This window comes from Epilithonimonas hispanica, from assembly GCF_003385395.1.
GTDB lineage: Bacteria > Bacteroidota > Bacteroidia > Flavobacteriales > Weeksellaceae > Epilithonimonas > Epilithonimonas hispanica.
On sequence record NZ_QNUG01000007.1, the window covers coordinates 80,972 to 106,758 of the forward strand.

Genomic DNA, 25,787 nt, shown 5'->3' on the forward strand with positions numbered 1-25,787 from the left:
TTATTATTTTTACAAAAACCAAATTGATGAGTCATAAAATCGCTATTGTTTACGGAACCAGACCCGAGTTCTTAAAAGTTTTTCCTGTTATTAATCAATTTCACCTTCAGAATGAAGAGGTTTTTATTGTAAACACAGGTCAACACGATGATCTTCTTTCCAAAATGGAAGAAAGTTTTGATATAAAGCCGGATTTTCGACTCTCTGTACAATCACTCGATTTTACCAATTCTAATTTGGTTGCAAAACTCATCAACAGCTTATCAGACCTTGTTCACAAAGAAAACATCAACAAGATTGTAGCACAAGGTGATACTTTTACAGTATTGGCGTCTGCGATGGTTGCGTTTCTTGAAAAAAGAAAGTTTTATCATATCGAAGCTGGCCTTAGAACGGCAGATATCAACATGCCTTTTCCGGAAGAATATAACAGAAGAGTGGTTTCTCTGGGAAGCGATGTCAATTTTGCACCAACCACTTTATCTCAAAATAATCTTATAAAAGAAGGAATAACTCAAGACAATATCATTCTTACAGGAAACACGATTGTGGATATGATTCAATACATTCTAGATAAAGAAAATATTGAAATAGAATACCTGGACAAAGTTTTCATAACAGCACACAGACGAGAAAATATAGGAAAACCTTTACAGGAAATCTCGCAATCTATCAAAGAATTAGCTATAGAAAATCCTAATATTATTTTTGAATGGGCATTACACCCCAACCCAAACACAAGAAAAATCATTCTTGATGTTTTTGAAAATGAAAAACCAGAAAATCTAATTTTCACAGAACCACTTCCCTATCTGGAAACTATCCGGAAAATGGCAGCTGCCAAATTAATTATTTCTGATTCTGGAGGAATACAAGAGGAAGCTCCTAGCCTTAGAAAACATGTCTTAATTTTACGTGAAGAAACAGAAAGACCAGAAGTTATAGATTGCAATTGTGGAATATTAGTAGGTCATGATTTACAAAAAATAAAGTCTGAGTTTTATAAAATTTGGAACGATGAGAAGGAGTTTATATTCCAATCCAAAAAAAATCCTTTTGGGGATGGAAAAGCTTCTGAATTAATATTAAAAACCCTTTTACAATGATAATTGGCAGAGGTCTTATTGCATCATTATTCTTAGATGATGATAGAGATGACATCATTTTCTTTGCCTCGGGAGTTTCAAATTCTTTGGAAACTCGCGTAGAAGAATTCCTAAGAGAAGAGAATCTCATCAAAAAAACAATCGCAGAAAATCCGGAAAAAACCTTCGTTTATTTCTCAACTTGTAGCATCTATGATTCTTCTAAAACAGGAAGTGATTATGTTCTTCATAAACTTAAAATGGAGCAACTTATCAAGAATAATCACAATCAATTTTTAATTCTAAGAGTTAGTAATGTTGTTGGAAAAGGCGGAAACCCGAACCTTCTAATGAATTATCTAGTTCGTTCTATCAAAAACAATGAAACCGTCAATGTTCATACAAAAGCGACTAGAAATCTTATAGATGCAGCTGATGTTAAACAAATTACTTTTGATCTAATAGAGAAATATGATTTCAACAAAATTGTGAACCTTGCCTACATGCAAAACTATTCCATTATAGAGATTTTAGAAATTATAGAAGATTTTTATAATATAAAGTTAGATTTGAATTTAATAAAAAATGGCTCCGGCTACGACATTAATATTCCTGATATAGAAGATTATTTCAGAATTAACAATCTTACAAACAAAGAGTCATATCTTTACAAAATATTAGAGAAATACTACTCGTAGAAAACAATAATGGATTTTAAAGAAAAACTCAACAATAAAAATATCTTAGTAACCGGTGGTGCTGGTTTTATCGGCTCCAATCTTTGTGAAGAATTATTAAATCTTGGTGCAAACGTAACTTGTTTAGATAATTTTGCAACAGGTTTCCGAGAAAACCTCGAATTTTTTAAAGACAATCCAAATTTCAAATTAATAGAAGGCGACATCCGCAATTTAGAAGACTGCAAAACAGCTTGTGAAAATCAGGATTTTGTATTGCACGAAGCCGCTCTTGGTTCTGTTCCAAGATCGATCAATGACCCAATTACAAGTAACGATGTGAATGTTGGTGGATTCTTAAATATGCTTGTTGCTGCGAGAGATTCTGGTGTCAAAAGATTTGTTTACGCAGCAAGTTCATCTACTTACGGGGATTCTGAAAGCCTACCTAAAGTTGAGGATAAAATAGGAAAACCGCTTTCTCCTTATGCTATTACTAAGTATGTTAATGAATTATACGCCGATGTTTTCAAAAGAACTTATGATTTTGATACAATTGGACTGAGATATTTCAATGTTTTTGGAAGAAAGCAAAATCCAAACGGAGCTTATGCTGCTGTAATTCCTAAGTTCGTAATGCAGCTGATGAACCACGAATCTCCGGTTATCAACGGTGGCGGAGAATATTCCAGAGATTTCACTTACATCGACAATGTGATTTTGATGAATCTTTTAGCTTTAACATCAGACAATGAAGAATCTATAAATCAAGTTTATAACACAGCTTTCGGAGAAAGAACTACGCTCAATGATCTAGTAAAATATCTGAAACAATATTTATCAGACTTTGATTCAAAAATTGCAGATGTAGAAGTCATCTACGGAGATTACAGAAAAGGTGATGTTCCACACTCTCTCGCAAGTATTGATAAAGCAAAAGAGCTTTTAAATTACGACCCAAAACTTTCTATGAAAGACGGATTGAAGGAAGCTGTAAACTGGTATTGGGAACATCTTAAATAAAAAAACTAATGAATCAAAAAATTACAATAATCGGACTAGGCTATGTCGGATTACCTTTAGCAAGATTATTTTCCACTAAATATCCTGTTATCGGATTTGACATTAATGAAAAAAGAATCGCTGACCTTAATGCTGGTAAAGATGATACTTTGGAAGTTGAAGATGAATTACTAAAGTCTGCTTTGGTTTCCAAAAATCCGGCTTTTGGAGAAACGGGATTATTCTGTTCCAACAAATTAGAAGACATTTCCGATTCCAATATTTACATTGTAACGGTTCCAACTCCGGTTGATAAAAATAATCGTCCGGATCTTACGCCACTTTACAAAGCAAGCGAAACCGTTGCAAAAGTTCTTAAAAAAGGCGACATTGTAATTTACGAATCTACTGTTTATCCGGGAGTTACAGAAGAAGAATGCATTCCTGTTTTGGAAAAAAACACCGGATTAAAATTCAATATTGATTTTTTTGCAGGTTATTCTCCGGAAAGAATCAATCCTGGAGACAAGCTTCACACGGTTGAAAAAATCCTTAAAGTAACGGCTGGTTCTACTCCAGAAATCGGAAAAATTGTAGATGATCTTTATAAATCTGTGATTGAAGCAGGAACGCATCTTGCACCAACAATCAAAGTGGCAGAAGCTGCAAAAGTGATAGAAAATTCTCAGAGAGATATTAATATTGCATTCGTTAACGAGCTAGCAAAGATTTTCAATCTAATGGGAATTGATACTCACGACGTTCTGAAAGCAGCAGGTACAAAATGGAACTTTCTGCCTTTCAAACCGGGTTTGGTTGGCGGACATTGCATTGGTGTAGATCCTTATTATCTGGCTCAGAAAGCTCAGGAATTTGGTTATCATCCGGAAATTATTCTTGCAGGGCGACGAATGAATGACTCTATGGGACAATATGTTGCGAGTGAAACCGTAAAACAAATGCTAAAACAGGATTTGAAAGTGAATGGTTCTGATGTATTAGTTTTAGGATTTACTTTTAAAGAGAATTGTCCTGATGTCAGAAATACAAAAGTTGTAGATGTTGTCAGAAATCTTGAAGATTACGGAATTAATGTAAGTATATACGATCCTTGGGCAAACCCGGAAGAAGTAAGGCACGAGTATGGTCTTACAACCTCAACAAAAACACCTTTCAAAAAGTATGATGCGGTAGTTTTAGCTGTTTCTCACAAAGAATTTGAAACTCTGAACATCAAAAATCTTCTTTCCGAAAAAGGAATCATCTATGATGTAAAAGGAATTTTAGCAAAAGAAGGTGGTATTAAAAGACTTTAATTAACGATCAAATCTCCATCGGAAAAATCTATATCCAACAAACAAAGGCAGGCGATAAAATAAATCCTGCTTTTTTAGTTTTGTTGAATAATCCGAAGAGAAATAATCCTGTAAACTCAGTTTTTTCAGTTTGGAATATGCTTTATAACTGTATTTCCAGAGTTCTTCATTTTGTTGCGCTTTCCAATTCATCTGAAGTGTGGTTGCCTTGAAGTTAATAAGATATTCCAGAATCAGTTTTTTTCGCTGGGTATCTTTTTCGTTGACATAATGTTCATTAATTTTCTCTGCAATTGTAATCCAATTATCAAAATGAACTTTTTTCCGGTTATGAATCACAGAATCCTCATGAAGATAATAGACGTATGTTTTTTGCCTCAAAAAAGCTAAAGTCTCCAAATGCAAGCCCATCTCGAAAGTATGAAGAGAATCTTGGGCGTACAAACCTTTTGTAAAATACATATTATTAAACCTTAGAAAATCCACAGAAATCAATTTGTTCCAAGATGAAACTGCAAATCCACCATTTACAAGCTCTTGCAGAATCTGTATATTGCCTTGCAAGAAATCAACCTTAGTATGAATCGGAAATACATCCACCTTTTCATTTGAAGGAATTTTGACTCCCTGAACTTCTCCCATAGAAATCTCCGCCTTGGTTTTTTCTGAAAGTTCTACCAGACTTTCGATAGCATCTGGAAGAATCTCATCATCACTATCTAGAAAATAGATGTATTCCCCTTTTGCCTTATCCATACCTACGTTTCTTGCCATAGAAAGACCTTGATTTGTCGGCTGATTGAAAACAACAAAATTAAAATCCTGATTTTTTTGAATAAATTTTTCAGCAATTTCCATTGATGCATCCGGTGTTACATCATTCACCAAAATACATTCGATGTTTTTATAACCCTGATTAACAACCGACTGAAGGCATCTTTCAATAAATTTTTCTACTTTATAAATGGGAATTACAATTGTAACAAGAGGATTCATCAGAAGTATTTTAATTTTATTAAATTTAGACAAAAATAGAAATAAAAATCTAGCATTAACCTATATTTGTAACAATAGAAACACAATGGGCTTTTTTTCTAAAATTATTTTTAAAATTCTGAAAGAGAACTCTCTCAGCATTATTCGGAAAAATAAAAATTCCAAAATTGGCGATGCATTCAGAATCGGAAATTATTCTCATTTTTCCATTCATCCATCTGCTTCTTTGGTAATTAGCAATCGAGTTAATCTTAGAAACTACTGCAATTTTGTTCTAGCAGAAAATGCAAAGCTTATTCTGGATGAGAATGTTTTTATGAATAATTACTGCTCTATTAATGCTATCGAAAAAATAGAAATCGGGGAAAATACATTGTTTGGTGAAGGTGTAAAACTCTACGATCACAACCACGAATATAATGGACAAATCGTAGAACATAGAAAATTCAAATCTTCTCCTATAAAAATCGGTAAGAACTGTTGGCTTGGAAGTAATGTCACTGTTTTGAAAGGTGTTACAATTGGTGACAACTGTATTCTTGGTGCTGGATGCGTGATCCACAAAGATGTTCCAGACAATTCGATCATTATCAACAAACAAGACCAAATGATAAAAAATTTATAGATGATTAATTCCAAAAACTATCATTATCTCCATCGTCTCGCCAAACGAACTGTTCCTATTTTTCATAAAGAAAACCGTTTCGACAAAGTGATGAATCGCGAGAAAAACGGAGAAGCCAATCAACTGATTTCCGAAATGATAAAAAGTGGAAAACCATTTATGATAGGAAGGCTCGGAAGCACGGAGACTAGATTTTTAGTTAATCAATTTCTGCAGAAAAAGATTAGCTCTGATTTATGCGGAATCTTGAAAACATCAATCGGCGACATTAATATTATATGGAAAAAAGATCCTGTTTTTTTGGATAATTTATGTCTGTTATCTGGCTTTTTTCCCAACGATAATTCTCTCGCAGAAAAATTTATAGAGATTTATAATCAATCTATTGCTAATCTTGATGTTTTAGGCGTTTGGAATGAGATGGAATATCAATTAGAAAATATTCCGAACAATGTGAAACTTTGCAAAATAAGAGAATTAGAACCTTGGTTTTATGAAAACCCTTGGACCTATGAATTAAGAGGAAAAAAGATTCTACTGGTACATCCATTTGAAGAATCTATCAAATATCAATTCTTACGAAAAGATTCTCTTTACAAAAATCCAAAGATGCTACCCGATTTTGAACTCAAAACGGTAAAAGCCGTACAAACAATAGCTGGGCAAAAATCGGAGTTTGAAACTTGGTTTGATGCTTTAGAATCAATGAAGGACGAAATCGCTAAAACAGATTTTGACATCGCCATTATTGGTTGTGGTGCTTATGGATTTCCGTTGGCTTCATACGCGAAAGACTTAGGAAAACAAGCCATTCACTTAGGTGGAGTTACTCAGCTACTTTTTGGGATCAAAGGGAAACGTTGGGAAGAATGGCAGCATTATACAGATTTGCGAAAAAACAACGGACAAAATTGGATTTTTACACAAGACATTCCTAAGGATTTTGAAAAAATAGAAGGTGGTTGCTACTGGTAATTGTTATCAATCGTTCCGTTCTAAAAACATTTAGGGGTAATAATTATAAAATTTTCACTTTAAAATTAAAAATTATGCTTTTATCACTTCCTTATCTTAAAAAAATGTATCCTAATTTCCCTACAAAAATTCTGCATCTGGGCGCCCATCTAGCAGAAGAAGCAGAAGAATATTCAGCAAACGATATTACTGATGTAATTTGGGTAGAAGGCAATTCGAAGTTAGTTGATGGTCTGAAAACTAAATTACAAAACTATCCTATCAATAGCCAGATATACAATATTATGATTTCTGAAAAAGACAAGGAAGAAATCATTTTTAATATTACAGATTTTGATCAAAGTTCATCCATTTTGGAACCAGCACTGACGCAAAAACTTCATAAAACTAAAATCGTTGAAACACAAAAAATTGTAGGAAGAAGATTGGACAGTTATTTCCTCGAAAATTCTATTGTGTTGAATGATTACAGATTAATGGTAATCGACTTACAAGGTTACGAATTATACGCGATCAAAAGTCTGGGAAAACTGCTAAATAATTTTGATTTTATAATGGCCGAAATCAACTTAAAAGAACTCTACAAAAACTGCACTTTATTGAGAGATTTAGATGTTTTTTTAGCGAATCATGGGTTTGTAAGAAAAGAAACTTTTGTCAATGAGAATTTTTGGGGAGATGCTTTATATGTTAGAACCAATATTACAGGATTCAGTTTCGTTTCCAACATCCTCAATAAGTTCAATATTCAGTACTACAACTTTATAAGTTCTAGAAAACATTTCCACAGAGCTTTGAAAAGCTTTGCCTATACAATCTATTACAAAATCAAATCATGAAATTAATTAACTTGAAAGGAAGAATAGGAAATAATCTCTTCCAATATGCACTCTATTTTACATTAAAAAACAAGTGTAAAACACCTGTATTGGTATATGGTTGGGACGAAGGTTTTCAGAAATATTTTGAAAAAGTTTCTTGGGTTGATTCTTTTTATTTTCGTAAAATCATCCACAGACTTATTACGTTTTTTCCAAAGAAAACCTATTCTCAGTATGATTTTGAACCGCTAATCGATGTTAAAAAAGGCATCGAGAATAACATTGTTTTAGATGGGTATTTTCAATCTTTATTGTTTTTTGAAAATTATGAAGATGTTATCCGAAAGAACATAAAAATAAAAACTAAATATCTAGCTGAGTTCAATGAAAGATATGGGAAATTATATCAGGAAAACAAAATTTTGGCCATCCATTGCAGATTAGGAGATTATATCAATTGGGGAAATGAAAGTCTTGGCGGAAAAAATCTTGTTTTACCCATTTCTTATTATAAAAATGCCCTAAAAAACATAGAAGACATTGAGTCTCACAAAATAGTTCTTATAACCGACGATAAAGAATTGGCAAAAGAACGATTTGATTTCTTAGAAGGTATTGAAGTTTTTTCTGAAAGTGAAATCATTGATTTCCAACTTATAAAGAATGCCACATCTATTATCATTTCCAACAGCACATTCAGTTGGTGGGCAGCATTTCTTAGTAATACCGCAAGCCAAATTTTAGCACCAGAGTTTTTTGTTGGTTTTAAAATTAAAAAAGATTTTCCTGAGGGTATCTATGATAACACAAATTTTAAGATTGTTTCTTTTGAATATGAAAAATGATTTGACTCTATAAATGCTCCTCCATCCAAATCCCCAAAACCAGCAAACTCCAATGTTTGTAGTTATAGTTGAGCTGTCTCTGAACAGACTGAAAATCTAATTTTGTAAATATTTTTGAGCTAGAGTTTTTAAGAATATTCTTGGTCAGATTTTCCATTTCTGGGATTCTTAACCAATCTGCAATTGGAGCACCAAAACCTTGTTTCTTCTTCGTAAGAATATTTTGAGTCAGCTTTTCTCCAAATGCTTTTCTTAGGATAATCTTGGTCTGCTTTTCATCTACTTTAAATTTTGCAGGAAGCATTGAACAAAACTCAACCAAATCTTTATCCAAAAACGGTGTTCTAAGTTCTATAGAATGCATCATTGCGATACGATCATCTTTCACAAGATAATCTCCAGCAATTACATTGGTTAGATCCATTCTCATTGGCGTATTCAGATTATTCTTATCTAAAGGAAAATTGTATTGATGTTCATAATTCGGTCTGGTTTTCATCAATTGGAGTGTTTCTTCCTCTGTAAAATTATTATGAACCTTTCCTTTCTGATAAGAGACAATATCAGGAAACTTAGATCGAAAAATATGATCAAGAAAATACAACCTCAATTTTTCAAGACCTAATTTTTCACTGATTGTAGAACCCACTTTGTACAATGGCAAAAGTGAGGCATTTGCGCCTCCTTTTTCAAGAATTTTTTTTTCCTGCTGATACCATTTGTAGCCACCAAAAAGTTCGTCTCCAGCATTTCCTGTAATTACAACAGTCATATTCTGGGCTGCTTCTTTACAAATAGTATAAGTTGCGAGGATTGCAGTATCCGCAAGCGGCTCATCCAACTTCTTTAAGACTTCTACTAAAGTTTTCGGTATGTCAGCATTTTGGAGTGCGACTTCTTTGTGATCTGTATTATATTTTTGGGCAATTGTTCTGGCATCTGGCATCTCATCCCAATCTCCTTCGTATTGGAAACCAAGAGTAGTCAAATTTTGATGATGTTCTGAGGAAAGAGCAACCAAAGTTCCCGAGTCCAATCCTCCACTAAGGAAAGCGCCTACTTTCACATCAGCAACCAACTGTTTCTCAACAGATTTCTCAACTAATTGTTGGAATTTCTCAATCGCATCATTTTCTGAAATTTGTAATTCTTCTTGAGGAAAATTCCAATACTGAGAAACTTCAATTTTTCCATCAGTATAGATTAATTGATGAGCAGGAGGTAAAATTTTAATATTCTTATAGATACTTTGCTGACTGTCAACGTACATATATCTCAAAAAATGAAAAACAGCTTCATCATTGAGTTCTTCATCTATAAGACCAGTTGCTAAAATAGATTTGATTTCTGATGCAAAAATGAATTCTCCATTATTTCCAATAGCGTAATAAAATGGCTTCTCTCCAAATCTATCTCTTGCACAAAAAAGCTGTTGTTTATCTTCGTCCCAGATTGCAAAAGAAAACATACCATTGAGTTGCTTTGGAAGTTCTAAACCATTTTTTTGATATAATGACAATATAACTTCTGTATCTGTATTGCTTTGGAAAGGATAATCTTTGATTTCTTTTTTGAGATCGCGGTAACCGTAGATTTCACCATTGAAAACAATGCATTCATTTTTGGTATTAGAATACATCGGTTGATGACCATCTTTGGAAAGATCTACTATTGCCAAACGCCTAAAACCTAAAAAACAGTTTTGAAAATACTCGTGACCTTCATCATCCGGACCTCGGTGGATGATAGAATCTGTCATCTTTTTAAGAGTTTGTTTGTATAAATTTTCTTCTAGAATATTTTTCTTTACAATCCCCGTAATTCCGCACATATAGCAATATTAAGATACAAATCTAAGATTATTTTGTTAATTTTGACAATATCCTTACACGATGAAAAAATTCTCTGTCCTTATCGCACATTACAACAATTTTGAATATTTCAAAGATTGTTATAACAGTCTTATCAAACAAACTTTTCAAGATTTTGAAGTTATAATTGTAGACGATTGCTCTACGGACGATTCTTTTGCAAAAATCACAGAACTCACAAATAAGGATAAAAGATTCAGGCTATTCAGAAATGAAGAGAACCGTGGCGTAGGTTTTACCAAAAAAAAATGCATCGATTTGTCTTCTGGCGAAATCTGTGGCTTTGTGGATCCCGATGATGCTTTGGTAGAAAATGCTATAGAAGTGAGTTTGAAAAATCACACTACAAATAATGTAGTTACCTATTCTAGTTTTACACTTTGTGACAACAATCTAAAACCTCAACGGATATTTGCACATTCCAGAGCTGTAAAAAATGGAGACAGAAAATTCTTCAACATCTTTTTAGAAGCTAATCATTTTTTTACTTTTAAAAAATCGGCATACAACAAAACTGTTGGTATCAATCCAGAACTCACTTCTGCAGTGGATCAAGATCTTTATCTAAAATTATACGAAACCGGAAATTTCACATTCATAAAACAACCTTTATATCTTTACAGGCTTCACGCCAACGGTGTTTCTCAAGATTCATCCAAAAAAATTAAGCTTAATGAAAACTGGCAAAAGGTACTTTTGGATACTTTGGAAAGAAGAAAAATCAATAAACTTTTTGGTGAAGAAGTTTCCGAAATAAAAAACCTTCCTGAATTTTTAAAAGTGAAACAAAATAATTTATTGGCGAAAATTTTACGAAAATTTTGATGATGGATATTTTAATCAAATCTTTTAACCGACCTTATTATCTTGACAGATGTATTACGTCTATTTATAAAAATGTTTCTGGTCAATTTAAGATCAAAGTCTTGGATGATGGAACACCGGTAAGATATCTCGATAAAATTAGAAAAAAACACCCGAATGTTGAAATTCTTCTTTCCGATAATTATCAAAAAAAGGGTAAAGCTATTGAAGAAAATCTAAGTTCTGGAAAACCTATTAATGGCTTTGAGATCCCTACCAAATTCTGGTACGAAAATGTAAAAAAAGCTTCAGAATATGTTATTGTGACAGAAGATGATGTATGGTTTACACATCCAATTAATATTGATAATTTACAAAATCAAGCTCAATGTTTTAACATTAATCTAATCAAACTTGGTTGGCTCGGAAATGAATCTGATAAAGAGAATTTGCTCATTAATTCTATCTCGGATAATTTAGAATCGGCGAAACCAAAATCTCTTTTTTATTTTCCCAAAAAGCTGATGGAAGCTTTTTTCTACAATCATTATAAATTCTACACTATTCTTTACAAATTAGGCAAAACTGACCATTATACACAAAGAAAATATTGGGCTTTGAATTCTATATTAATGGGTTTTTTCAATAAAAAGTACTGGTTGGAAATCTGGGAAGGAATGGATGGAAAAGTGGATGAAAAAAGACAACTCATAAACGCCTCTTTATTTTATCGAAAAAATAAAAACAATCCCAATTTTATCTCTAGGTTGAAAACCGAAGCCATGAAAACCACCTTTCAATCTTCTGCAACCAATTCTTACCACGAGTATGGTTTTGATTTTGATGTTAATCGATTCAATTATTTGATTAATGAAGCTTGGATGAAGGGAGAATTTGATGCGATGGAAAACTTTCCCAAAGATTTTTCTTTAGATTATTTCAAAAAATTTGTGTCGGAAAAAATCAACTTTTCTGAATTTGAAAAATGGGTCACAAAATTCAGAAATCAATACGAAGAAATGGGTTGTAATACGAATTAAAAAAAGAGCGCTTCAGATTACTTTGAAGCGCTTTTTTCAATCATTCTTTTATAATAACTCCGGCATACTTGCCATCGAATTCTATAATGTGTGGTTTGCGATTATTTTTCTCACAATAATCTTTGAAAGCGGCATTATCTCCAACATCATCGCTCATAAAGATTCCTCCTTTTCTCAACTTGCTCCATAAAAGATTGTAAGCCCAGATCCTACCGTCATAAGTTTTATCGCTATCATAATGTACAACGTCAAAAGAATTAGCTTTTTCAAAAATCTTAGGAAGAGACTCTTTATCTGCAAATCTGTAAAGATCCCAATTATTTCTATACTTTTCAGGAATTACACACCCTACAAAATCCTCACTCTGATTTTGCAAAATATAAGGCATATCTGAACTGTAAAGTGTTCCGTTTCTGTGAACCAATGATGCCAAAGCTGCAAAAGAAGACCATCCGTAAGCAACTCCCGTTTCTATAGATTTTTGAGCATTTGCAAATTCATTTATGTAATAAATAACGCTTAAAGAACTTGCACCTCCCATTTTCACAGGCGCTTTTGCTTGCGCTTGTAAGGCAAATGCAAACTCTTGAGGAAAAAGTTTCTCAAAAGGGATGAAGGTAGTGTTCAAAACTTTTTCTATGAAATCTTTTTCAGAAATCGCAATGCTCTTACACCATTGCTCAGCTTCTTCTTTCCCTCGTAATCCGGATGAACGATTGAATATGTTTTTCCAGATTTTTCGTCTCAATTCTGGATAAAGATCCGGACGTTTTAAGTAGGCAAAAAAGGTAGAAACAATCTCAGCAATTTTATTCATAAATCATGTTTTGAAATTCAAAAATACAAAAGAATTGCACAAACAATCTTATATTTGTTTTATTAGAATCATTTTTTTTGAAATTAACACAAATGCATCAAAAAATAAAAATACTTTTCCGCCATAGATCTATGGAAATGGGCGGTGTAGAAAAAGTAATCCTTAGCCTTCTAAACAATTTAGACAAAGAAAAATTTGATATAGCTCTACAAATAAGTCTGTATCAAGGCGAATTGCGTGATAAGGTCCCATCTGACATCCGTTATATCAAAAACAATAGAGGGAAAGAAGATTTCTCCGAAAATAAACTAATCAAACCTATCCAGCTTTTTATTAGAAATTTAAAAATCAGAATTCTAAATCTTTTCCCAAGCTTGGCAGATAAGATTTATTTGAAGGAAAAATATGATGTCGAAATTGCTACATCTTATACAGACTTTGGCTTTGTTCTTAATAGTTCAAATCCAAAGTCAAAGAAGATAGGTTGGTTTCATTCGGATATTACATTTCCAAAATTACAACCAATTGTTCCCAAAATTCTAAGTCAGATTCCAAAGTTTGATTATTTTATTTTTGGTTCTCAACAAACTAGGGATATTTTGGTGGAAACTTATCCTCAACTCCATTTACCTGAAAATAAGGTTGTTTTAAATGCTATTCCGATTAAAGAAATCAAGCAAAAAGCCGAAGAATTTGTACCAGATTTCGAAACCACGGCTCCTGTTTTTATTGCTGTTGGAAGACTACACTCTCGGAAAGGATTTCATAAGTTAATAGAAGTCCATTCTAGGTTAATCAAAGATGGTTTTCGTCATAAAATTATTATTATTGGTGATGGAGAAGAAAAAGAAAACCTTGAGAATCTTACAAAGGAGTTAGGCGTAGAAAACACCTTCGTTTTGATAGGATCTATGATTAATCCTTATCCTTATGTGAAAAATGCAGACTTTTACATTATGCCGTCCGAATCAGAAGGCTGGCCATTAATCATTGCGGATACTTTGATACTTCAGAAACCCATTATTTCGACCGCTGTTGGTGGAATCCCGGAAATGATTACCCATCGAGAAAACGGATATCTTATCAATTATGATTCTGAGGAAATCTACAACGCAATGAAAGAATTCATGTCGAATAAGGAGCTTGTAAGTCAAATTAAAGAAAATTTGAAAAATTCTGAAATACAATTTGATAATCAGAAAATCTTTGATACTGTTGAAAATATCATTATTAAATTAGCCCAAAAATAATCAATGCTTTTACTATATAGGATTATTCTGAAAATCCATACATCTTATCAGGATCTCATAAAAAACATCACTATAAAACTAGCCGTTAATAGAGGTCTGAAAATTGGGAAAAATCTTTTTGTCCAAGGGATTCCCAATTTTGGATCAGAGCCTTATCTTATCGAAATTGGAGACAATGTTACTATTGCAGAGGATGTATCATTTATAAATCACGGTGGAGATGCAAGAGTTACAAAGAATATAGAAAAATACAAGGATGGACGTAATTTTGGTCGTATAAAAATTGGTAATAATACCTTTATTGGAAAAGGTACTATTCTTCTTCCAGGCGTACAAATTGGAAACAATTGCATTATTGGCTCTCTTTCTACAGTAACTCATTCAATACCTTCCAATTCTGTTTTTGGCGGGATTCCTGCAAAATTCATATGCTCTATTGACCAATATGGCGAGAAGCTATTGGCAAACAACGTTATATATCCTCGCGAACTAGAAAAAAACAGATCACAGCTCGATAATTATATCCGCGAAAACCTACCCCACACCTACAAACCAGTAAAATAAGAGAATGATATGCTAATTTTAATCATTCAAAAACTATTCATAACCTAATATTTATTTTTAAGATGCTTATCTTTGCAAAAATTTAGGAAAGAGTTATAATGATTAATATTGCAGCAATAGAGTATTATTTGCCCAAAAATATATTAACCAACGAAGATATATCAAAGGAATTCCCAGAATGGAGTGCTGAAAAAATCAAAGCCAAGATAGGTGTAGAATCCAGACATATCGCAGATGAGTCTGAGACCGCTTTGGATTTGGCTTTTCAGGCTTGTGAGAAACTTTTTGAAAAATACGACAAAAGCAAAGTAGATTTTATTTTATTCTGCACGCAGAGTCCAGATTATTTCCTACCTACAACGGCTTGTATTTTACAGGACAAATTAGGTCTTGCCAAGAACATTGGCGCATTAGATTTTAACCTGGGCTGTTCTGGATTCGTTTACGGGTTGACGTTAGCACAAGGACTTATTGCGTCTGGCGTGGCAAAAAATATCTTATTGGTTACCGCCGAAACTTACAGCAAGTTTTTGGATAAAAATGACAAATCCAACAGAACTATTTTTGGAGATGGAGCAGCTGTAACGATTGTTGAAAAAGATGATTCTAAGGAGCATTATCAATTTTCTGTAGGTACAGACGGTAGCGGATTCAATAATCTGATTGTAGAAAAAGGCGCTTCCCGAAATCAAACAGAGGAACAACCAACCCTTTTTATGAAAGGACCTAAGATTTTCACTTTTGCTGTAGAAAACATCCCGACTTTGATCCAGGATACTCTTAAAAAGAACAAACTCAAATTGGACGAAATCGACTTATTCGTTTTCCACCAGGCGAGTTCTTATATGTTGAATTATCTCAGAAACCTTTGTAATATCCCAGAAGAAAAATTCTTCGTGGATATGAAAAACATTGGTAATACAGTCTCTGCAAGCATTCCTATTGCTCTGAAACTGGCTTTTGATCAAGGCAAAATAAAAGAAGGTTTCAAAGTAATGGTCGCAGGATTTGGCGTTGGCTATTCTTGGGGAGCCGGAATTTTGGAGTTTTAATCAAAATCATTGAAAAAAAAAATACTTATCAGAATTGGTTCTCTTCGTCACGGAGGCGCAGAGAAAGTTCTGGTGACTTTTCTTAAAAATCTTCCTAAAGATAAGTACGAGGTTGACCTTCTGCTCAATCTCTACTCAGGAAAATACTTGGTAGAAGTTCCTGATTGGGTGAATGTGATGTACCTGAACCGTGGCGAAATGATCACAACCAATCGCCCAAAGGATTTACCAAAAAAAGCTTATCGTGTTGTTTACCAGCAACTTTTAAAGAAGTATCCAAAAATCCTTTACCGAAGAAAACTCAAGAAAAAGCAATACGATATTGAGTTTGCTGCCATTCATGGTTTTATGGACGAAGTACTGAACAGTCCTTTGAAATCTTCTAAAAAACTAATGTGGATTCATAACGATCTCACGCAAGTCAGTGGTTATACTCCAGAAAAAATCAGACGTTTTTTCCATTATGACAAAGTGATGGTGATTTCTGAAAAGATTCAGGAGACTTTCTTATCATTAGCCAAAAATGAAGAAGAGAAATCCAAAATCGTTAGAATTTACAATCCACTTGACACAGAAGAAATTCTTACTAAAGCTGAAAAGCCTGTTATCAATTATGAATTCGATAATAACATCCCGTCTTTCATTTCCGTAGGAACCGTCTTTCCACAGAAAGGATTTGACCGCTTGTTGAAAGCTCACAAAAGACTTTTGGATGAAGGTTTTCAACATAAAGTTTTAATCGTTGGCGATGGTTATGATTTTGAAAATGTTAAGAAATTAAAAACAGAACTTGGCATTGACAAAACAGCAATAATGTTGGGATTTACAGATAATCCTTATCCTTATTTCAAAGCGGCAGATTTTTATATTTTAAGTTCCAGATACGAAGGTTTTCCGACCGTTTTATTTGAAGCAATCACTCTGAAAAAGAACATCATTGCAACAGATGTTTCTGGCGTGAAAGAAATGCTGGAAAATGGCAATCTTGGTTTGGTTACAGAAAACTCGGAAGACGGAATCTACAAAGGAATGAAAGAAGCGTTGACCAATTCAGAAAATTTTCAAAACTATCAGGATCGTCTACAGAATTATGAAATGCCATTCAATCTAAAAAACTCTGTCAACAAGATTATGAAAATCATTGATAATTTGTAATAGACAGTTTAATGTAAGAATATCAATCAAAAATATTCCTATTTTTACACTATGGGTTATTCTATCATTCAAAAAGATTTTTACAGAGAAAGTGGAAAATACTTGTCTGGTTTTCAGATTCTGAAAAGGTGTTTTAGTCCTAACCTTCACTACATTTATATCTTTAGAAAAACTCAAAAAAATTATAAAAAACCGATTATTGGCTTGTTTTATAAACTGGTTCTCCGTCATTACCAAATCAAATACGGTTTCCAAATCTATCCCGAAACTCAGATTGGGGAGGGTTTATATTTGGGACATTGGGGACAATTGGTGATTAACCCAAAAACTAAAATCGGAAAAAACTGTAATATCGCCCAAGGTGTAACCATTGCCCAAGCCAATCGTGGAAAAAACGAAGGTGTTCCCGAGATTGGAAACGAGGTTTGGATTGGTCCCAATGCTGTCATTGTAGGCAATATTAAAATTGGCAACAATGTTTTAATTGCGCCTAATGCTTATGTGAATACAGATGTACCAGACAATTCTCTGGTTTTGGGAAACCCAGCAGTCATCACTCCAAAAACAAATGCGACAGAAAGCTATATTAATAATAAGGTTTAAATTTTCTATCCTAGAAAAAATTATTAAAAAAAGTTAATTTACAGTCCATCAAAAAAATCATTAATTATTAAAGTTTATCTTTGCGGATTATTTGCCGGATGAAGAAACTTGTCATTATTCCAACTTACAACGAAAAAGAAAACATCGAAAAAATTATTTCGGCTGTTTTTGACTTGGACCAAGATTTCCATGTGCTAGTCGTTGACGATTCTTCTCCAGACGGAACAGCGGAAATTGTTAAAAAACTACGCGAAAAATATCCTCTTCAGCTTCATCTCACTATTAGAAAAATAAAAGATGGATTGGGCAAAGCCTATATCCACGGTTTTCAATGGGCCATTCATAACGAGTATGATTACATTTTTGAGATGGACGCCGATTTTTCTCACAATCCAAAAGATTTAATCAAACTTTATGAAGCTTGTAAAAATGCGGATATGACAGTTGGTTCCAGATACTCGCAGGGTGTGAATGTAGTGAACTGGCCAATGGGTAGAGTTTTGTTATCTTATTTTGCATCAAAATATGTAAGATTTGTTCTCGGACTCCCGATTCATGATACAACAGCTGGTTTTGTTTGTTTCAAAAAAGAAACACTGATTGCAATTGGATTAGACAAAATCAAACTGAAAGGCTACGGTTTCCAGGTGGAAATGAAATACCGCGTCTTCAAGAAAAATCTTAAAATTGTTGAAGTTCCTATCATCTTCACAGACAGAACCGAAGGCGAAAGCAAAATGAATGGCGGAATCATAAAGGAAGCCATCTTCGGTGTTTTAAATCTAAAATGGAAAAATCTTATCGGTAAACTATAAATATGAAATATTTATTTTACATATCGATGATTTCTTGCACATTGTCTTGCAATGAAGCTATCGAAAAACCCAAAGAGCTCTTGTCAGAAGATCAGATGTCCGAGATGATTGCAGATTTTGCGATTAATGATCAGCAATATGTAATCGGAACAAATATCAATTCCGAAAATTCGACAAGATATATTCTAAAAAAACATAAGTTAAAAGGTGAACTCTTCACAAAAAGCTATGAATATTACATGACAAAACCAGATATCATCAAAAATATTCTGGATGACGCACAGAAAATTATCATCGCAAAAGATCCAAAGGCTGACGGATTTATCAAGAAAAAATTGAAAGAAAGCGGTAATCTTCCGGCACAAGCAAGATAAATTATACAAACACAAGTTCCATTCGGCAAAACACAATAGTCGAAGGCGAAATTTAAGATATACGAATGAAATTTTTTGAAATCGAAAAAACTTCAGAATCCAAAGCAAGAGCTGGAGTCATCACAACAGACCATGGACAGATTCAAACCCCAATTTTTATGCCGGTTGGAACTGTTGCGTCTGTAAAAACCGTTCATCAAAGAGAACTAAAGGAAGATATAAAAGCCCAGATTATTTTAGGTAACACTTATCACTTGATGCTTCGTCCTACAATGGATATTATGGAGCAAGCTGGTGGACTTCACAAGTTTATGAATTGGGACAGACCAATCCTGACAGATTCTGGTGGTTATCAGGTTTTTTCTTTGGCAAAAAGCAGAAAGATTACAGAAGAGGGTGTGAAATTCAAATCGCATATTGATGGAAGTTTACGTTTTATGTCTCCTGAGGTTTCTATGCAAATCCAAAGACAAATTGGAGCTGATATTTTTATGGCTTTTGATGAATGTATAGCTTACCCTAGCGATTATAATGCTGTAAAAACATCGATGGAACTCACCCACCGTTGGTTGAAAAGATGTATCGATTGGACTGAAGAAAACAAAGAATTGTACGATCACAAACAACGATTGTTCCCAATTGTTCAGGGTTCTTGTTTTTCTGATTTGAGAAAAATTTCGGCTGAAGTGATTTCTGAAGCTGGCGCAGAAGGTAACGCTATTGGTGGACTTTCCGTTGGAGAACCAGAAGAAGAGATGTATAGAATCACGAATGAAGTTACGGATATCCTTCCAAAAGATAAACCACGATATCTTATGGGCGTTGGAACACCTTGGAACATCATAGAAAGCATTGGTTTTGGTGTAGATATGATGGATTGCGTAATGCCAACTAGAAATGCAAGAAATGCAATGCTCTTCACTTGGCAAGGTGTGATGAATATGAAAAACGAAAAATGGAAAACCGATTTTTCTCCTTTGGATGAGTTTGGGACCAGTTTTGTGGATCAGGAATACACCAAAGCTTATGTAAGACACCTTTTCGTAGCGAAAGAATATCTTGCAAAACAGATTGCATCAATTCATAATTTGGCATTTTATCTGGACTTGGTAAAAGTAGCGAGAGAGCATATTATTGCTGGAGATTTTTATCAATGGAAAGAGCAGATTATCCCTCAATTGAAGAAACGCCTGTAATCAATATTTAAGAAAAGTAATCAATCATCATTTATCAATTATAGAACGATGAAAATCATAGATCTTTACGTCATCAAAAAATATTTGGGAACCCTCATTTTTATGTTGGCGCTGTTGTCTATCATTATTATGGTTGTGGATGTGCAGGCAAAAACGCCTAGGATTGAGAGCAACGGATTTACAGTTGGTTATTTTCTACTTAATTTCTATCCGTTTTGGATTTTGAATTTGATTTTGACATTTATGTCTATTCTCGTTTTTATCACGGTAATTTTCTTCACTTCCAGAATGGCAAACAACACAGAGATTGTTGCCATCATCAGCAGTGGAGCCAGTTTTCATAGATTTTCTAGACCGTATCTCATCACATCTTTGCTCATATTTTTTGTTACACTAGCAATCAATCACTTTATTTTACCGTGGTCTAACATCAAAAAAAATGTCTTAGAGCCTTATACTTACAACGCTGTAAACAAGGAGAAAATGCTTGGAAATATGAGCATTGCGTCCAACATTAGTACTACCGATTATATTTTTGTAAACAGCTATAACAAAAAAGAAAACCGTGGATCTGGATATATGTATCAGAAATTTGATAAAAACAAAAAATTGGTTTATCAGATTTCTGCAATGGATATCCAATGGGATGTGAAGAAAAAACATTTCGTGATTAACAATTACACAGAAAGAACAGCTGGAAAAAATGACACAGAAATCTTAGGACAAGGAGCCACTAAAATTCAGGATTTCAAACTGCCTCCTTCCGAGTTATTTCCTGATAAATTGGTCGCTCAAAACAAAACCACACCCGAATTATTAACCATGATAGAACGGGAGAAAGCAAAAGGAAACAACAACGTAACATCCTTCTACAACGAGCTTTACCAAAGAACATCTATGCCAGTTTCTATTATCATTTTGACGTTCTTAGGATTATCATTATCATCTCAGAAGAAACGTGGCGGATTGGGGATTAACCTTGCATTAGGAATTGCATTAGCCTTTTTGTTCGTATTTTCGTTTCAGGTTTTGACTGTTGTTTCCGAAAACAAATCGTTACCACCATTATTAGCAATGTGGCTACCGAATATTTTTTTCGCACCTATTGCGGCTTATCTCTACATCAAAAGAGCAAATCAGTAGAGCAGTTCTATTTCTTTGTGAAAGAATTTTTGCAAACCATCATTTTCCAGTTCAATCCAAAGAAAACCATTTTTGTCAGCATTTTTGATAATGCCATTTTGTCTTACATTATTTTTTTGAAAGACCGAAATCTCATCTTTTCTAAAAAGAGAATTATTGTAAATATTTAGAATTTCTTCTTCTGAATCAATCTGTTCTATTTTTGAAATTAAGTATTGATGAAATTGAGTGGCGAAATCTTTTAAGTCAAAACTTAATCCTGTGATAGACAAGATAGAACCAGCTTTTGGAAGATGAGAAAAATCGTTTTGAAGAATATTAATTCCAATCCCAATGATATAATATTCTTTTTTCGCTACTTTTTTCTTTTCGATGAGGATGCCACAAATCTTTTTTCCATTCAGGATAATATCGTTGGGCCACTTTATTTCAACATTTCCATTTGTCAGATTGGCAAGAAAATTCCGAACAATAATCGCGGTATAATAATTGAGGAATGTATCGGAAATATTGATCTTTGAAGTTTTTATAGCAAGGGAATAAGCTAGGTTTTGATTTGGAACCACTTTCCAAATGTTACCATATTGTCCACGACCTTGTGTCTGATTAAAAGTAAAAACAGCAGTTGGTTCGTCTTCATTCAAAAGCAGGATAATTTCGTCGTTTGTAGAAAAACAATTTTCGAGATGGAATAATTGGCTCATTTATGAAAACTTTAAGAGATAATAAACATGAGAAACAAAAGATAAATAGATAAAAATCAATAAATTTGCAAATTAGACAATTTTTTGAATGAGTAAAATTACAGAAAAACAATTATTAATCGACAAAATCGTAGATTCGATTCAAGATACAAAAGGTGAGGACATCTTGGTTTTTGACCTATCAGGCATAGAAAATGCAGCAGCAGAAACATTTATTATCTGTAGTGCAAATTCGAACACACAAGTTTCTGCAATAGCAGGAAACATCCAAAAAAATGTAAGAAACGACCTTAACGACAGACCTTGGCACGTAGAGGGAACAGAAAACTCTATGTGGGTTTTGGTAGATTACGTTTCTGTGGTTGTGCACATTTTCCAAAAAGAAATTCGCGAATACTATGACATCGAGGAACTTTGGGGAGATGCCAAAATCACGAAAATAGAAAGCTAAAAAAGATGCATCATTGCATCATCAATTTTTTAAAAAATAAGAATGAATAACAAAGGATTCAACTGGTTTATACCCGTTTTATTGGGACTCATTTTACTCATATTTCTTCCGGGACTTTTGGGAGATTCTATGGTGAAAAATATAGATGAAAAGGAGTTTTACACGCTTGTAGAAAAAGGCAAAGTGGGCGAAGTGATGGTCTATAGAGACAACTTCAAAGCCGATGTTTATCTTACAAAAACAGCTAAGGCAGAGTTACAAACCGGAGAGAAAAAGAGCGACCCTCTTTCTGTAATCAACATCAAACCAAATCCAGACTATGTCTTGACTTATGGTGATCTTAGATATTTCCAAGAGCGCTTTGAAAACATCAACTCCAAACTGCCAACACAGGCAAGAATGGAGTTTGGTAAAAGCCAAAGTGGTTTTTCCGAATTGCTATTTACTTTAGCACTTTGGGGTGGGCTTTTTGCATTGCTTTATTTCTTTATTTTCAGAAAGATGGGCGGTGGTGCTGGAGGTCCCGGTGGACAAATCTTCAGCATTGGAAAATCTAAAGCCAAATTATTTGACGAAAAGGACAAACTGCAAGTAACTTTCAAAGATGTTGCAGGATTGGAAGGCGCCAAAGAGGAAGTTCAGGAAGTTGTTGATTTTTTGAAAAATTCTGAAAAATATACAAAATTGGGAGGTAAAATCCCAAAAGGTGTTCTTTTAGTTGGCCCTCCGGGAACTGGTAAAACTTTGCTAGCAAAAGCTGTTGCAGGTGAGGCTAAAGTTCCCTTCTTCTCACTTTCGGGCTCAGATTTCGTAGAAATGTTCGTGGGTGTTGGAGCATCTAGAGTTAGAGATCTTTTTGCTCAAGCTCGCGCAAAATCTCCAGCCATTATTTTCATTGATGAGATAGATGCTATTGGTAGAGCAAGAGGAAAAGGTGGATTCCAAGGCGGTAATGACGAACGCGAAAACACTCTTAACCAACTACTTACAGAAATGGATGGTTTTGGTACAGATGTAAACGTTATCGTAATGGCTGCTACAAACCGTGCTGACATTCTGGATAAAGCATTGATGAGAGCTGGACGTTTTGACCGTTCCATCTATGTAGATCTTCCTGAACTTCATGAGAGACAACAGATCTTTGAAGTTCATTTGAAAAAAATAAAGTTAGACGATTCTATCGATAGAGAATTCTTAGCAAAGCAAACCCCTGGTTTCAGTGGAGCAGACATTGCCAATGTTTGTAATGAAGCTGCACTTATTGCAGCAAGAAACTCTCACGAAGCTGTAAACAAACAAGACTTCTTGGATGCAGTGGACAGAATAATTGGTGGACTCGAAAAGAAAAATAAAGCCATCAAACCTTCCGAAAAAAGAAGAGTGGCTTTCCATGAGGCTGGTCACGCAACCATATCTTGGTTGGTAGAGCACGCGGCACCATTGCTTAAAGTAACTATCGTTCCAAGAGGACGTTCTCTTGGAGCAGCTTGGTATCTTCCAGAAGAAAGACAGCTGACTACAACTCAACAGATGTTGGACGAGATTTGTGCAACTCTTGGAGGTAGAGCTGCAGAACAAGCTGTTTTTGGAAATATTTCTACAGGTGCTTTGTCAGATCTTGAAAGAGTAACAAAACAAGCTCAGGCAATGGTTACAATTTATGGACTGAATGATAAAGTGGGAAATATCTCTTATTACGACAGTTCAGGACAGTCTGAATATAGTTTCGGAAAACCTTATTCTGAGCAAACGGCAAAATTAATTGACGAAGAAATTTCTAAATTAGTAGAAACTCAATATCAGAGAGCAATTACAATTCTTACTGAAAATAGAGACAAACTAGATGCTCTAGCTAATAAATTATTGGAAAAAGAAGTTATTTTCCGTGAAGACCTGGAAGAAATTTTCGGAAAAAGAGCTTGGGATCCAGAATTGACAGAAAAACCTGTATCAAGTATAGACAATCCTGCCGATGCTGGAAACGTCTTAAATACAGAGAGTTAATATAATTTAAGAATATATACAAAGAAAAAAATCCTAATTTGATTAGGATTTTTTTTATAAAACAAATTTTTGGTTTTTAGAGTATTATAATAATTCTTTACATTTGTAATAATTAATAAAAAATTGCAGAAAATTGAGTCTGTTTAAAAAACTCGTTAACAAGATAATGAATCAGTCCGAAGAAGAGGAGCCAGATGTAACAAAACTGGCCGATCAACTTCATGATGCCGATTTGGACTATAAATTTGCGCAACTTTTTACGCATTCCGGAGGATTCTTTAATTATTGTGCAGATGAATCTGAAGCCCTTCAAACCTTGAATCAAATCGTTAAGATAGAACAAATAAGTAATGTATTCTGTTGGGATCAGGATTTGAAAAATTTTTTGGATGTTGTAAAGATTCCTTACTCTCCTGAATTGACCGAAGAGAACGATGCCGCTTTCATCACTTGTGAGTATCTAATTGCTTTTGACGGCAGAATCATGCTCTCTCATAACAATATCCTTCATTACCATTCTTCTCGTTTGCCGAGTAAGATTATCATCATGGCCAATGTTTCTCAGATTACACATAATTTGAACGAGGCAATGATGAAGGTAAAACGCGCAGGAAACCTCAAGAATCTAACATCCATTAGCGGAAGCCAATCCAAGTTGGACACTCCGAATAAGGATAATACCAAACTTTTCTTACTTTTGTTGGAAGATTAAACTTCAGCTTTGGATAAAAATTTAATTCAACGGACTATTTCGGGATTAGTTTATGTTTTCGTCATAGCGATTTGTACTACGCCTTTGGGTGAATATTTGCTTGGCAATATTATTCCGGATTTAAAACAACAATATCTTTTTTATGGATTGATAACATTCTTCTTTGTTGTAGGACTTTATGAATGTATCAAGATTATGAAATTTGATAACAGCTTCTATAAATGGCTGGTTTTCCCAGTTGCTGCTATTATTTATTATCGATTCAGCAAGCGGTTTTTTTACCACGGTTTTTTCTTTGATGTTAACTTTAGCGAGCTTCTGGCTTTAGCATTAATTCCCATTGCAGTCATTACATTATTCAAATATTCTCAGGAGCTTTATTTCGAAAATGGCAAATTGATTTTCACTGTTATTTATTTAGCGTTGCCTTTTGGATTTGCATTAGGCTTACCAAAATTCAGTACACTTGATCCAGATAAACCATTTACATTAGAAGTATTTATGCTTTTCGTATTGATATGGAGCAGTGATACGTTTGCTTACCTTACAGGAAAATTCTTCGGAAAACATAAAATGGCACCAAAGATTTCACCTAAAAAAACTTGGGAAGGATTTGCCGGAGGTGTTATTTTGACATTGATTTTAGGATTTTTCGTTGAGCAATATTTTCCTGAACTAAGAGGGAACTGGATGATTGTCGGATTATTGATTTCTATATTTGCACCTTTAGGCGATTTGGTAGAAAGTCAGCTAAAGCGTAGTTTTGCAGTGAAGGACAGCGGAAACATCATTCCCGGACACGGCGGAATTTTGGATAGACTGGATAGTTTTATCATTTGTGCGCCAGTAATTTATCTCTATTTTATTTTAGAAAAATTATTTTAAAAGAC

General features: G+C 33.9%; 27 protein-coding genes. 23 read left to right on the top strand and 4 right to left on the bottom strand.

Annotated elements, in window-relative coordinates:
- Nucleotides 1–26 precede the first annotated feature (26 nt).
- From wecB to DRF58_RS04555, 4 genes are read left to right on the top strand one after another with little or no spacing between them, the layout of a single operon-like run.
- A complete protein-coding gene (gene wecB / locus DRF58_RS04540) occupies nt 27–1,106 on the top strand; it encodes a non-hydrolyzing UDP-N-acetylglucosamine 2-epimerase (RefSeq protein WP_116033386.1) in 1,080 nt (359 codons plus the stop codon).
- Nucleotides 1,103–1,783 carry an NAD-dependent epimerase/dehydratase family protein gene (locus DRF58_RS04545; protein ID WP_116033387.1) on the top strand — a complete coding sequence of 227 codons (681 nt, stop codon included), beginning with the start codon at nt 1,103–1,105 and terminating at the stop codon, nt 1,781–1,783. Before wecB ends, DRF58_RS04545 begins: the two co-directional genes overlap by 4 nt.
- 9 nt (nt 1,784–1,792) lie before the next feature.
- A complete protein-coding gene (locus DRF58_RS04550; RefSeq protein WP_116033389.1) occupies nt 1,793–2,785 on the top strand; it encodes an SDR family oxidoreductase in 993 nt (330 codons plus the stop codon).
- Between the two features lie 8 nt (nt 2,786–2,793).
- Nucleotides 2,794–4,080 (top strand): nucleotide sugar dehydrogenase, encoded by a 1,287-nt coding sequence (locus DRF58_RS04555; RefSeq protein ID WP_116033391.1) that lies wholly within the window; start codon nt 2,794–2,796, stop codon nt 4,078–4,080.
- Here DRF58_RS04555 and DRF58_RS04560 read toward each other — a convergent pair whose 3' ends face one another.
- The gene (locus DRF58_RS04560) at nt 4,081–5,076 is read right to left on the bottom strand and encodes a glycosyltransferase (protein ID WP_116033392.1); all 996 of its coding nucleotides are present in this window, start codon (nt 5,074–5,076) and stop codon (nt 4,081–4,083) included.
- Between DRF58_RS04560 and DRF58_RS04565 the strand changes: the two genes are divergently transcribed.
- From DRF58_RS04565 to DRF58_RS04580, 4 genes are all read left to right on the top strand, one after another.
- On the top strand, nt 5,045–5,701 hold the full coding sequence (locus tag DRF58_RS04565) for an acyltransferase (protein WP_317124851.1): 657 nt from the start codon (nt 5,045–5,047) through the stop codon (nt 5,699–5,701). The genes DRF58_RS04560 and DRF58_RS04565 overlap by 32 nt on opposite strands.
- A complete protein-coding gene (locus tag DRF58_RS04570) occupies nt 5,702–6,676 on the top strand; it encodes a hypothetical protein (protein WP_116033394.1) in 975 nt (324 codons plus the stop codon).
- Between the two features lie 74 nt (nt 6,677–6,750).
- Nucleotides 6,751–7,515 (top strand): FkbM family methyltransferase, encoded by a 765-nt coding sequence (locus DRF58_RS04575; RefSeq protein ID WP_116033395.1) that lies wholly within the window; start codon nt 6,751–6,753, stop codon nt 7,513–7,515.
- Nucleotides 7,512–8,342, top strand: a complete 831-nt coding sequence (locus DRF58_RS04580; protein ID WP_116033397.1) for an alpha-1,2-fucosyltransferase — start codon at nt 7,512–7,514, stop codon at nt 8,340–8,342. The genes DRF58_RS04575 and DRF58_RS04580 overlap by 4 nt, the downstream gene beginning before the upstream one ends.
- 7 nt (nt 8,343–8,349) lie before the next feature.
- Here DRF58_RS04580 and asnB read toward each other — a convergent pair whose 3' ends face one another.
- Nucleotides 8,350–10,173, bottom strand: a complete 1,824-nt coding sequence (gene asnB, locus DRF58_RS04585) for an asparagine synthase (glutamine-hydrolyzing) (protein WP_116033399.1) — start codon at nt 10,171–10,173, stop codon at nt 8,350–8,352.
- 61 nt (nt 10,174–10,234) lie between these two features.
- On the opposite strand from asnB, the gene DRF58_RS04590 reads away from it, so the two are divergent.
- Together DRF58_RS04590 and DRF58_RS04595 are read left to right on the top strand one after the other, a co-directional pair.
- Nucleotides 10,235–11,038 carry a glycosyltransferase family 2 protein gene (locus DRF58_RS04590; RefSeq protein WP_116033400.1) on the top strand — a complete coding sequence of 268 codons (804 nt, stop codon included), beginning with the start codon at nt 10,235–10,237 and terminating at the stop codon, nt 11,036–11,038.
- On the top strand, nt 11,038–12,057 hold the full coding sequence (locus tag DRF58_RS04595; RefSeq protein WP_116033402.1) for a glycosyltransferase family 2 protein: 1,020 nt from the start codon (nt 11,038–11,040) through the stop codon (nt 12,055–12,057). Before DRF58_RS04590 ends, DRF58_RS04595 begins: the two co-directional genes overlap by 1 nt.
- Nucleotides 12,058–12,097: 40 nt before the next feature.
- Here the strand turns inward: DRF58_RS04595 and DRF58_RS04600 are convergent, their stop codons facing one another.
- Nucleotides 12,098–12,874, bottom strand: a complete 777-nt coding sequence (locus DRF58_RS04600; protein ID WP_116033403.1) for a class I SAM-dependent methyltransferase — start codon at nt 12,872–12,874, stop codon at nt 12,098–12,100.
- A 92-nt stretch (nt 12,875–12,966) separates the two neighbouring features.
- On the opposite strand from DRF58_RS04600, the gene DRF58_RS04605 reads away from it, so the two are divergent.
- From DRF58_RS04605 to DRF58_RS04645, 9 genes are all read left to right on the top strand, one after another.
- Nucleotides 12,967–14,124 carry a glycosyltransferase gene (locus tag DRF58_RS04605; RefSeq protein WP_116033405.1) on the top strand — a complete coding sequence of 386 codons (1,158 nt, stop codon included), beginning with the start codon at nt 12,967–12,969 and terminating at the stop codon, nt 14,122–14,124.
- A gap of 3 nt (nt 14,125–14,127) precedes the next feature.
- Nucleotides 14,128–14,688 (top strand): acyltransferase, encoded by a 561-nt coding sequence (locus tag DRF58_RS04610; RefSeq protein ID WP_116033406.1) that lies wholly within the window; start codon nt 14,128–14,130, stop codon nt 14,686–14,688.
- 98 nt (nt 14,689–14,786) lie between these two features.
- Nucleotides 14,787–15,740, top strand: a complete 954-nt coding sequence (locus DRF58_RS04615) for a 3-oxoacyl-ACP synthase III family protein (RefSeq protein ID WP_185144529.1) — start codon at nt 14,787–14,789, stop codon at nt 15,738–15,740.
- A 9-nt stretch (nt 15,741–15,749) separates the two neighbouring features.
- Nucleotides 15,750–16,895, top strand: coding sequence for a glycosyltransferase (locus DRF58_RS04620; protein ID WP_116033409.1), 1,146 nt, complete (start codon nt 15,750–15,752; stop codon nt 16,893–16,895).
- 51 nt (nt 16,896–16,946) lie between these two features.
- The gene (locus tag DRF58_RS04625; protein ID WP_116033411.1) at nt 16,947–17,498 is read left to right on the top strand and encodes a serine acetyltransferase; all 552 of its coding nucleotides are present in this window, start codon (nt 16,947–16,949) and stop codon (nt 17,496–17,498) included.
- A 98-nt stretch (nt 17,499–17,596) separates the two neighbouring features.
- Nucleotides 17,597–18,313 carry a polyprenol monophosphomannose synthase gene (locus DRF58_RS04630; RefSeq protein WP_116033413.1) on the top strand — a complete coding sequence of 239 codons (717 nt, stop codon included), beginning with the start codon at nt 17,597–17,599 and terminating at the stop codon, nt 18,311–18,313.
- 2 nt (nt 18,314–18,315) lie between these two features.
- Nucleotides 18,316–18,687, top strand: coding sequence for a DUF4296 domain-containing protein (locus DRF58_RS04635; RefSeq protein WP_116033414.1), 372 nt, complete (start codon nt 18,316–18,318; stop codon nt 18,685–18,687).
- Nucleotides 18,688–18,752: 65 nt separating this feature from the next.
- Nucleotides 18,753–19,883: a tRNA guanosine(34) transglycosylase Tgt gene (gene tgt / locus DRF58_RS04640; protein ID WP_116033416.1), complete on the top strand. Its 1,131-nt coding sequence runs from the start codon at nt 18,753–18,755 to the stop codon at nt 19,881–19,883.
- A 48-nt stretch (nt 19,884–19,931) separates the two neighbouring features.
- Nucleotides 19,932–21,026 (top strand): LptF/LptG family permease, encoded by a 1,095-nt coding sequence (locus DRF58_RS04645; RefSeq protein ID WP_116033418.1) that lies wholly within the window; start codon nt 19,932–19,934, stop codon nt 21,024–21,026.
- Here the strand turns inward: DRF58_RS04645 and DRF58_RS04650 are convergent.
- Nucleotides 21,020–21,730: a biotin--[acetyl-CoA-carboxylase] ligase gene (locus DRF58_RS04650; RefSeq protein WP_116033419.1), complete on the bottom strand. Its 711-nt coding sequence runs from the start codon at nt 21,728–21,730 to the stop codon at nt 21,020–21,022. The two genes, DRF58_RS04645 and DRF58_RS04650, sit on opposite strands and share 7 nt — an antisense overlap.
- Before the next feature lie 88 nt (nt 21,731–21,818).
- Here DRF58_RS04650 and rsfS point away from each other — a divergent pair, with 88 nt between their 5' ends.
- The 4 genes from rsfS (at nt 21,819) to DRF58_RS04670 (ending at nt 25,782) form a co-directional block, all read left to right on the top strand.
- On the top strand, nt 21,819–22,181 hold the full coding sequence (gene rsfS, locus DRF58_RS04655) for a ribosome silencing factor (protein WP_116033421.1): 363 nt from the start codon (nt 21,819–21,821) through the stop codon (nt 22,179–22,181).
- 42 nt (nt 22,182–22,223) lie between these two features.
- Nucleotides 22,224–24,185: an ATP-dependent zinc metalloprotease FtsH gene (ftsH, locus tag DRF58_RS04660; RefSeq protein ID WP_116033423.1), complete on the top strand. Its 1,962-nt coding sequence runs from the start codon at nt 22,224–22,226 to the stop codon at nt 24,183–24,185.
- 133 nt (nt 24,186–24,318) lie between these two features.
- Nucleotides 24,319–24,897 (top strand): LUD domain-containing protein, encoded by a 579-nt coding sequence (locus DRF58_RS04665; protein ID WP_116033424.1) that lies wholly within the window; start codon nt 24,319–24,321, stop codon nt 24,895–24,897.
- Between the two features lie 9 nt (nt 24,898–24,906).
- Complete coding sequence (locus DRF58_RS04670) at nt 24,907–25,782, top strand: phosphatidate cytidylyltransferase (RefSeq protein ID WP_116033426.1); 876 nt, start codon at nt 24,907–24,909, stop codon at nt 25,780–25,782.
- Nucleotides 25,783–25,787 lie beyond the last annotated feature (5 nt).